13 protein-coding genes and 1 riboswitch are annotated in these 7,911 nt (G+C 44.2%); of the genes, 3 read left to right on the forward strand and 10 right to left on the reverse strand.

Annotation, left to right across the window (positions count from 1 at the left end):
- The 3 genes from ICN12_RS10560 to ICN12_RS10570 all read left to right on the forward strand — a co-directional run.
- The coding region (locus ICN12_RS10560) for an IS3 family transposase (RefSeq protein ID WP_216272480.1) at positions 1–91 on the forward strand (91 nt) is incomplete at its 5' end.
- A gap of 67 nt (positions 92–158) precedes the next feature.
- On the forward strand, positions 159–665 hold the full coding sequence (locus ICN12_RS10565) for an MOSC domain-containing protein (RefSeq protein ID WP_255537801.1): 507 nt from the start codon (positions 159–161) through the stop codon (positions 663–665).
- Entirely contained in the window at positions 662–1,309 is a 648-nt protein-coding gene (locus ICN12_RS10570) for a histidine phosphatase family protein (protein WP_216272469.1), read from the forward strand. Before ICN12_RS10565 ends, ICN12_RS10570 begins: the two co-directional genes overlap by 4 nt.
- Before the next feature lie 45 nt (positions 1,310–1,354).
- Here ICN12_RS10570 and ICN12_RS10575 read toward each other — a convergent pair whose 3' ends face one another.
- The 10 genes from ICN12_RS10575 to ICN12_RS10620 all read right to left on the reverse strand — a co-directional run bounded on the left by ICN12_RS10575 (position 1,355) and on the right by ICN12_RS10620 (position 7,737).
- Positions 1,355–1,594 (reverse strand): Hc1-related histone H1-like protein, encoded by a 240-nt coding sequence (locus tag ICN12_RS10575; RefSeq protein WP_216272470.1) that lies wholly within the window; start codon positions 1,592–1,594, stop codon positions 1,355–1,357.
- A gap of 73 nt (positions 1,595–1,667) precedes the next feature.
- Positions 1,668–2,420, reverse strand: a complete 753-nt coding sequence (locus tag ICN12_RS10580; protein ID WP_216272471.1) for a transporter substrate-binding domain-containing protein — start codon at positions 2,418–2,420, stop codon at positions 1,668–1,670.
- Between the two features lie 116 nt (positions 2,421–2,536).
- Positions 2,537–2,722: a hypothetical protein gene (locus ICN12_RS10585; RefSeq protein WP_216272472.1), complete on the reverse strand. Its 186-nt coding sequence runs from the start codon at positions 2,720–2,722 to the stop codon at positions 2,537–2,539.
- A gap of 139 nt (positions 2,723–2,861) precedes the next feature.
- A riboswitch (glycine riboswitch) is annotated at positions 2,862–2,966 on the reverse strand.
- A 158-nt stretch (positions 2,967–3,124) separates the two neighbouring features.
- Positions 3,125–3,490, reverse strand: coding sequence for an aspartate 1-decarboxylase (panD, locus tag ICN12_RS10590; RefSeq protein ID WP_216272473.1), 366 nt, complete (start codon positions 3,488–3,490; stop codon positions 3,125–3,127).
- 139 nt (positions 3,491–3,629) lie between these two features.
- Positions 3,630–4,187 carry a phasin family protein gene (locus tag ICN12_RS10595; protein ID WP_216272474.1) on the reverse strand — a complete coding sequence of 186 codons (558 nt, stop codon included), beginning with the start codon at positions 4,185–4,187 and terminating at the stop codon, positions 3,630–3,632.
- A 195-nt stretch (positions 4,188–4,382) separates the two neighbouring features.
- Positions 4,383–4,943: a peroxiredoxin gene (locus ICN12_RS10600; RefSeq protein WP_216272475.1), complete on the reverse strand. Its 561-nt coding sequence runs from the start codon at positions 4,941–4,943 to the stop codon at positions 4,383–4,385.
- A gap of 30 nt (positions 4,944–4,973) precedes the next feature.
- Entirely contained in the window at positions 4,974–5,540 is a 567-nt protein-coding gene (locus ICN12_RS10605) for an SRPBCC family protein (RefSeq protein ID WP_216272476.1), read from the reverse strand.
- 61 nt (positions 5,541–5,601) lie between these two features.
- The gene (locus ICN12_RS10610) at positions 5,602–6,006 is read right to left on the reverse strand and encodes a BLUF domain-containing protein (protein ID WP_216272477.1); all 405 of its coding nucleotides are present in this window, start codon (positions 6,004–6,006) and stop codon (positions 5,602–5,604) included.
- Positions 6,007–6,246: 240 nt separating this feature from the next.
- Positions 6,247–6,558, reverse strand: coding sequence for a helix-turn-helix domain-containing protein (locus ICN12_RS10615; RefSeq protein ID WP_216272478.1), 312 nt, complete (start codon positions 6,556–6,558; stop codon positions 6,247–6,249).
- Positions 6,559–6,609: 51 nt separating this feature from the next.
- Positions 6,610–7,737 (reverse strand): sensor histidine kinase, encoded by a 1,128-nt coding sequence (locus ICN12_RS10620; RefSeq protein ID WP_216272479.1) that lies wholly within the window; start codon positions 7,735–7,737, stop codon positions 6,610–6,612.
- Between the last annotated feature and the right edge of the window lie 174 nt (positions 7,738–7,911).

The raw sequence follows: 7,911 nt of genomic DNA on the forward strand, positions 1-7,911 counted from the left end.
TATCCACTACTACAACCATGATCGAATCAAACAAAAACTAAAGGGATTGAGCCCAGTGCAATACCGAACTCAATCCCTTCTGGTAACCTAATCAAACTGTCCAACTTTTGTGGGTCAGTTCATTACCGGGGCTTTTTCTTATGTAATATGCTCTCATCATGACAGCATCTCCACAGATCCACTCGCTCCATATCGCCGATCTAGCAGGTAAACCCATGAAGCAGATTGAGCAGGCCAACATCATGGCTGGGGAGGGCATTCTTGGTGACCGCTATGCAGCAGGCCTTGGGGCGTTCTCCAAGACTAAACCCAAAATACGTCACATCTCTCTTATTGCTCTATCAGGCATTGCAGATGCTAATCGTCAATTACTGGACAATCAATACCCCCTCTTTAGCGAAGGCGATACTCGCAGAAATGTAGTGATTAAGCACCTCTCTGCAAATGAACTTAACAAGCTAGTCGGCAAGACTTTCTATTTGGGTGGCCTCGCATTTAAAGGCACTGAACTTTGCGAGCCATGCCAGAGGCCGGCTAACTTGCTGGCAAGGCCTGATTTCATTAAAGCCTTTGAGGGTCGGGGTGGAATCAGAGCGGAAGCATTGGAGTCTGGAATTCTTACTAACGGGGGCTTGCTGACCCACCAATTGAATATTGCCACATGACCACCACAAGACTTTGCCTAATACGCCACGGAGAAACTACCTGGAATGCTGAAAGGCGCCTTCAAGGCCACACCGACATTCCCCTTAATGCCAGGGGCGAGGTGCAGGCACGCCAAATGGCGCAGGCGCTGAAAGATGCAAAACTCGCTTTTGATGTGTTGTATACCAGCGATCTGAAAAGGGCATCTGACACTGCCAATGCAGTTGTTCAATTATTTGGGGTGCAAGCTAAAGTTGAAAGCACTTTGCGAGAGCGCCATTTTGGAGCGCTTCAAGGACTTTCGATTAGTGAGGCACCTTTGCTAAGACCAGATATTTGGCAGGCTCATATTTCTCGAGACTTGGATCACGAGCTTGAGGGTGGTGAAAGCATTCAACAGTTCGCCCTACGAGTCCAAAAGGCTTTAGATCAAATTCAGGTACAGCACTCCGGAAAAACAATTTTGATTGTTAGTCATGGTGGCACGCTCGACATGATGTATCGCATTGCCAGCAATCAAGGTTTGAGCGCCGAACGAGTAGCCTCAGTACCAAATGCCTCATTCAATTGGATTACCCATAGGCAGGTTGATGGCTGGACAGTCGAACAATGGGCTGATACTCGCCACCTTGAGGGTCCGGCCCTAGAGAACGTTGATCTCTAATGAAAAAAGTCACCCAAAGGTGACTTTTGACTTTTCAGAAAGAACTTACTTTCTGATGTGTGCGTGACGTGCGGCATCTTGTGACATGCCTTCGCCCTTTGGCTTGCCTTCGAGCGCTTCTTTTTCAGCAGTAATTTCTTTACGACGCTCTTTGCAAGATCCAGCAATCTCTTGCAAAGCTTTGCGAGCTCTAGCTGCAGATGCTTTAACTCCTTTTCCCTGAAACTTTTCATTCTCTGATTGGTATGCCTCAAACGCGGCAACTAACTTGTCATGGTGGGACATATTTTTCCTTATGAATTATTGAAATAATTGGCTCAAAGTGCACTTTAACCCATTACCAAGTCATCATCTATATTTATTGCGTCCAGCGCCCCACAATCGCCTTTAGCTTTTCTGGGCCAAGCTCTGCAAGATAAAGATTAAAGTCATCGCGTAACTTTGAGCCCTTCTTAAAGGCAAAACCTAGATTATCAAAGCCCACCACTTGATAACTACTGCTTACCGGCAGATTTAAGGACTTCTGATAATTAAGCAACATGACGCTGTCCACAAATACCAAATCCACGTTACCGTTTTGCAGTGCAATTAATGCTTCTGTAGGGGATGGATATAACTTAACTTGATCAGCCGAGTAATAGCCTTTGGGCTGCAACACTGTTTTTACATAGTCATCGAAGACGCTACCCGTTGGATAGGCAATGCTATATTTCTTTAGCTGCGATAAATCGGTTATTTTGATATTGCGGTTTTTTAATCCAATCAGATCCCAAGTGCTAGTGAAGTATGGATTGGAAAAATCCATTGCTTCCTTACGCTTATCGGCAATAGAAATTCCCGAAAATGCGACATCGGCTTGCCCGCTAGTGACCGCGCCCAACATCCCCAGCCAATCATAAGCAGTCATTTTGAATGTGCATCCCCGTGACTTACAGTAGCCCTCGAATATCTCAAGGTCTATCCCCGTGTACTTACCATCTTTCTCGAAAAGCATGGGAGGCACGGCAGGGGATACGGCCACCTTAATCACATTGGATTGCTCCTCTCTGGAGCAAGCGCCAAGAATAAATAGGGCAAGCAGCAATGAGGTAATTAAACGGGCAAGTCTCATGATGTATTGGAAATTAAATTAGATAAACGATCTTAACAAGAATTGAATGTTAAAAACCACCCGTAGGTGGTTTTTAACATTTGCTTCCCAGTATTGAAGACTGATTTATCCAACCATCATTTTTTGACTGGTGTGTGGCTTGCCTTACAAAACTCCACAATCGCTTCTGAAAACTTTAGATAGCGTGAATTTACTCGTCGTAGTTCGGTTAACTCTGCAATGTTTTTTGAAACTTCGCTCTTAAATGATGCGTCCTCATAACCTGGGTGGTACGGAGCTTCTTCGGTATATTGATGGCTCATGGCATATGCCTTATTCAGTGAATGTTTAATGGATCCCAATTGGGAAATTAACAATGGCTTCTTACTGAATTAACTAGGGGCGGTATTCATGCGGGACTCCTAACATTTGCGCGCGCGCAAACTAATGCGTCACCCGCCTGCCGCTCCCCCTGTCCTTGATACCTGAGAGATTCACACCAAGACCTAGCTTGGTGCTTGCTCCTTCGGTGCACCATCAATATGGTGACTCTCCAGACGGCTATTAGGATAAGCAGTACCTTCCTGGTGGGTACCTGAGCGTTCATGGGAGTTTGCGCCTTCGGTGGAGATCTAGGATCTCGCTCTCCTGCTTGGCGCTAGTATATCTTGTTCAATGATGTTTTGACTACTGGCTTATACCTAGCGCGACTGCTCTGGGGGAAATTAATTTACTTTCTTAATTTCTTTAATGACATTGCCTTCGCCGAGCAAAACAATCTTAGGAACATGCTTGGCAACTTCTTCATTGTTAACTTGGCCATAGGTGCAAATAATGAGATGGTCGCCAACATGTGCTTTACGTGCAGCAGCGCCATTCAGAGAGATGATTCCTGAGCCACGTTTTGCTTTGATGATGTAGGTTGAAAAACGCTCGCCATTATTAATGTTGTAGAGCTCAATTTTTTCAAATTCACGCATATCGGCAGCATCGAGCAAATCCTCATCGATTCCGCATGAGCCTTCGTAATGCAAATCCGCCTCTGTCACGGTTGCCCTATGAATTTTTGCCAACAACATAATGCGATTCATACTATTTCCTCAGAAATTAAAAGCGCGCTACTAAAACTATTAATGAATAACTAGCGCTCTATTTTCACAAACTTTTTTGATGCCCACCATCAAAAAACCCCGCATACACGGGGCTTTTTGTGGATCTATTATCTACTAATTACTTAGCACGGCTTTTAGTCGCTTTTGGAGCTTGGCCAAATTGACCTTGGGCAGACTTCATTGCAGTTTCAACACTTTTCTCAAAGTTTGCAAATGCGTCTTGAGTAGTTGAGCGAACTTGGTCAAAATTTTGCATTGCTGTGTTAAATGCAGAAGTAAAGGCGCTGACATATGCCTCAGAACCAGCAGGCGCCTTTGAAGTAGCGGCCGCTACAAAACTCTTGAGGTCGTCCTGTGATTGGTCGATAGCTGCTTCAACCGCTTCAACCAATTCTTGGTTTCCGCGACGCAACACTGCAGCAACTTTTTTCTGATAATCAGCAACTTCAGCAACCGCCTCTTGAACTTCTGGGCTTTGCAAGAGGTCTAATGCCGCTTTGGCATCTTTACCCTTCAACAATTCAGCAGCTTTTGCTTGCGCATTTGCTACGGCTTGTTGTGCTGCTTGGTAATTGATTTCAGCTAATTCTTGAGCATTCTCAAGAGCGGTTTGGCCTAATGCGCGAGCGCTTTCAACGGATTTAGCTTGATTTTCTGCAAATTGATTTTTGAACATGATATTTCCTTTATGGGGTTATTTGTTGCACTGCACCATTTTAATAGCTTATTTATGGCTTAGCAAGCAATAATTGCTGCAAAGCAACATATAATATTCATAAGTACACTAAATTGTAGATAAAACCGCCTTGGGGAGATCCCAGGGGTACTTTTAGCTACAAAGGCCTCCGCATTCCAAATGCCCTAAAAAATATCAGGCGGGGGTATTTTTTAAGTAACTAATCACCCAAGCCGGATCGCTATCACTCGGGAATATTGGGTAATGAACTGCCTCAATCACACCATGATTTGCAATTAAGGTAATGCGCTTTAATAAAGTCATTCCAGCGGCAACAAAGGTAGGCAATTGCAGCGCCTCCTGAAATTGATAATGAGCATCGCTGACGACTGGAAATGGCAAATGTAAGCGATCCGCCATCTCTTGTTGGTATTGTGTAGATTGCACGCTCAGCCCCACCACTTCGGCATCAAGTGACAGAAGCTCTTGATAGTGATCCCTAAATGAGCAACTTTGCGGAGTACAGCCTCTTGCCCCTGGGATCTGATCCCACCCATCTGGCAATGGGATATTTGGTTGGCCCGTCATTGGATAGCAATAGATCACTAGGCGGCCTTTGATGCTGCCTAAGTTGAGCTCCTTGCCAGTAGTTGCGCCCAATAAAATAGTAGGTATGCGCATGCCAACCAAGTGATTGGCAGCCCCATCATTCTGGGGAATCGGTAGATCGACGGGAAGCTGATTGAGATTGGTCATGGATTTCACTTTAACTGAATTTCAGGCAATCTACTTGCAGGCCCTTACCAAGGCCGACCCCTTAAGTGATGCTACCTCAGCCATGGCCTCAAACTGTCGGCGCACAATATTTTTAATAAAGAACTCAATCACGGTCGATGGAACCAATGAGTTTGGCTCAACTTGTGCATCATACTTAAAAGTAGTGAACCCCTTGTCAGGCAGTAATCGCCAGCTTCCTTTGTAGTATTTAGTATCCCCGCTCAACTGCTCAAAGAACAGGGCTTTATTGGGGATCTCGACATACTCCAGCTCGGAGCGCATCTCAAATGGAATAAATAAAATTCGCTCCTCAAGCAGGCGGGCGACCCTCACCTTATTGCCAGATCTTGAGAGCACCTTTGAATCCACTACCCCCGGAAAACTTTTGGCACCTTCATAGTCAGTAATAAAGGCGAAGGCTTCACATGCTGTAATGGGCACCTCATAGCTTGCATTAATCTGAAAGCGTTCGCCAGTTCGAACAATGGCAAGCTTTAAGTCGTAAGGATTCGTTCCATCCTGCGCGGCAGCAGGACCAAAGATTACAAAAAGAAAAATGGCAAGGAGCTGCTTCATGCCCGTAGTTTAGAAGATCCTTAAGATTTCAACCGCGCCCATATTTACTGCTAAGCCAACTTTATTCGGCCGCCGATCGCATGAGCCTCAATAGCTCTACATCATGTTCTGGTAAGCCATCTAGCACCCCAACTAAGTTGGGCATCTTTTGAATAATTTCTTTTGCCAAAAAGAAGCGCATCGACCAAGCGGGAAAGCTTCGCTCTTTGACCCCCTCCATCTTGAGCAGGCGCACCTCTTGATGTCGGGGGTCTAGCTGAATTTTTTTCCACATTGTCATGACCTCCACAGGAGGGCCTTCCAATATTTGGCCAAAGTGTTGATTCTCATAAAAGAGCACACCTGATAAGTCTAGTTTTTGATTGCGCTGTGTGGCCTGATCCGTTAGGCGCATCAAAGCCAATAGACCCATATCCTGGGTTGCTTTGCTGATGTAGCTTACAGAAATTAGTGGGGACAGATTCATCTACCGGTCTTAGGGCTAAAGCTTTAAATGCTCTTGATTAAATCGACTAATAATGCGCGATAGTATCTTTTGCGTTTCCCTGCATCAATGCTGATTTACCCTCAATGCCAGGATCGAGGATGCCTGACCCTGCTTTAGAGAGTCTTTGCTATCAATTCAAAAAATGCTTGGGAAACAAAAAACCACTTCAAGCTTTCACCTAAAGTGGTTAAACCCGTAGGAGCGGGTAAGCCTAACTAATTATTTTTTTCTTAAAAAGGCTGGAATAAAGACTTCATCGTTTTTAGCATTTATTGTCGTTACCCCAGAATACTGCCCCTCCACATTGCTCAACTCAACATCCAATGCTTTCGCATAAACCGCAGCATTACTTAAAGCATCTTTTAGGATTTGCTTAAACCCCAATAATTCGCCATTTTCAATGTGAACTAATTCTGAAATTGTCATTCCACACAATCCAGCAACCGCAGGTAATGTCAGTCCACGTACCTCACGCTCATTGCGAAAACGCTTACCGATTTGCCTAAAAGACTGTATTTCCGCTAAATTCATAAGACCCCAGATACATATAGGCCTCTATAGTCTTCCTCTTTAAGGCTCTGATCAATTAGCCGAAGGGCCAATTAGCGGATGGTGGGGAAATTCAATTACAAACTTAGCGCCACCACCAACAGCATCCTCATAATGGATCGAGCCGCTATATCTAGTAACAATATGCTTACAAAGCCATAGCCCTAGGCCCATACCAGTCTGCCTGGTGGTGCTTAATAATTCAAATAAGTGAGGTTTGAAGGCAAGCGGTACGCCTGTGCCATTATCAGAAACACTCAGGTGGACTGACTGGCCAACCTTAATCGCCTCTATAGAAATCCTGCGATCCAAACCACCCGAATTTGCGAGGGCTTGAACTGCGTTGTTCAGCAGATTTAATACGACTTGCTCAATCTCGGAAGAATTCACCCGAATCACTAAGCCATCGTCAACTCGAAGTTGAATTTGGATGTTCTTACTCTTGAGCTCTGGTCTAACAATATCCAGCACTTTTGATATTAAATCGCCCAATTGAACTTCTTGAGCATTTGATTCGCCCTCCGTAAATATTGACCGGAGTGATTTAACAATCGTCGCAGCCCTCCTATTGTCTTCTTCAAGAGAATCTAAAATCTCTTTGCCTAGCTCTGGATTAAGAGCTCCTTTTTCTAATTTCATTTTGAGAAATTGAATATTTAGATTGGATGCGCCAAGAGGTTGATTGAGTTCGTGAGCAATTGATGCCGACAGTGCTCCAGTAGCCGCCGTCTTATTCGCCTTCATCAGCCCATATATCAAACGTTCTTTTTCTTTTAGGAGCTCAGTAATTTTCTGATTTTCTTCTTGGGTGCTCTTTAATGCGCCGGCAATTTGGCTTTCTTTTTTAATCTGTTTTTCTAAATAAAAACTGCCAAGGGCTACATAGACCAAGATCGTACTGCCATAACCAACCCATAAAAGAGTTAAAGCTAGTGCATCTTGAGCGTACAAAAATAAATTGGTTTGAGTGCTTCCAAACAACACCCAAAGAGTTCTAAAAGTTTCCCCTAGCAAAGTAAATGCTGTTAGCAAAATCAGCCATTTCACCACTATCGTTCGGCCTGCTTTGTAATACTTTCTTATTTCCCAAATTTGCCATATCAAAAATAATTCCTGGGTAATTGTTATTAAGGCCACACGATGCTTGAAGGTTTCTGGCATGACTCTCAAGTAGTCATAGTAAAAGAAAATAATGACTGGAATGAGCCATGGTAATACCCCCGCCCCTTAACCTGAGTTAAAAGTAGAATTTCTAAGTTGTTTGATTTAAAGGAAATTCTATGAAAACCTCCCGCTTTACCGATAGCCAAATCATGGCCATCCTCAAACAAGCCG

It is taken from the genome of Polynucleobacter sp. AM-25C3 (genome assembly GCF_018882335.1).
In the GTDB taxonomy this organism is placed as follows: Bacteria; Pseudomonadota; Gammaproteobacteria; order Burkholderiales; family Burkholderiaceae; genus Polynucleobacter.

What these genes read in the sequence shown, in the direction of transcription:
- ICN12_RS10565 (WP_255537801.1), top strand. Translation starts at nt 159, where the DNA reads ATGACAGCATCTCCACAGATCCACTCGCTCCATATCGCCGATCTAGCA.
- ICN12_RS10570 (WP_216272469.1), top strand. Translation starts at nt 662, where the DNA reads ATGACCACCACAAGACTTTGCCTAATACGCCACGGAGAAACTACCTGG.
- ICN12_RS10575 (WP_216272470.1), bottom strand. Translation starts at nt 1,594, where the DNA reads ATGTCCCACCATGACAAGTTAGTTGCCGCGTTTGAGGCATACCAATCA.
- ICN12_RS10580 (WP_216272471.1), bottom strand. Translation starts at nt 2,420, where the DNA reads ATGAGACTTGCCCGTTTAATTACCTCATTGCTGCTTGCCCTATTTATT.
- ICN12_RS10585 (WP_216272472.1), bottom strand. Translation starts at nt 2,722, where the DNA reads ATGAGCCATCAATATACCGAAGAAGCTCCGTACCACCCAGGTTATGAG.
- panD (WP_216272473.1), bottom strand. Translation starts at nt 3,490, where the DNA reads ATGAATCGCATTATGTTGTTGGCAAAAATTCATAGGGCAACCGTGACA.
- ICN12_RS10595 (WP_216272474.1), bottom strand. Translation starts at nt 4,187, where the DNA reads ATGTTCAAAAATCAATTTGCAGAAAATCAAGCTAAATCCGTTGAAAGC.
- ICN12_RS10600 (WP_216272475.1), bottom strand. Translation starts at nt 4,943, where the DNA reads ATGACCAATCTCAATCAGCTTCCCGTCGATCTACCGATTCCCCAGAAT.
- ICN12_RS10605 (WP_216272476.1), bottom strand. Translation starts at nt 5,540, where the DNA reads ATGAAGCAGCTCCTTGCCATTTTTCTTTTTGTAATCTTTGGTCCTGCT.
- ICN12_RS10610 (WP_216272477.1), bottom strand. Translation starts at nt 6,006, where the DNA reads ATGAATCTGTCCCCACTAATTTCTGTAAGCTACATCAGCAAAGCAACC.
- ICN12_RS10615 (WP_216272478.1), bottom strand. Translation starts at nt 6,558, where the DNA reads ATGAATTTAGCGGAAATACAGTCTTTTAGGCAAATCGGTAAGCGTTTT.
- ICN12_RS10620 (WP_216272479.1), bottom strand. Translation starts at nt 7,737, where the DNA reads ATGCCAGAAACCTTCAAGCATCGTGTGGCCTTAATAACAATTACCCAG.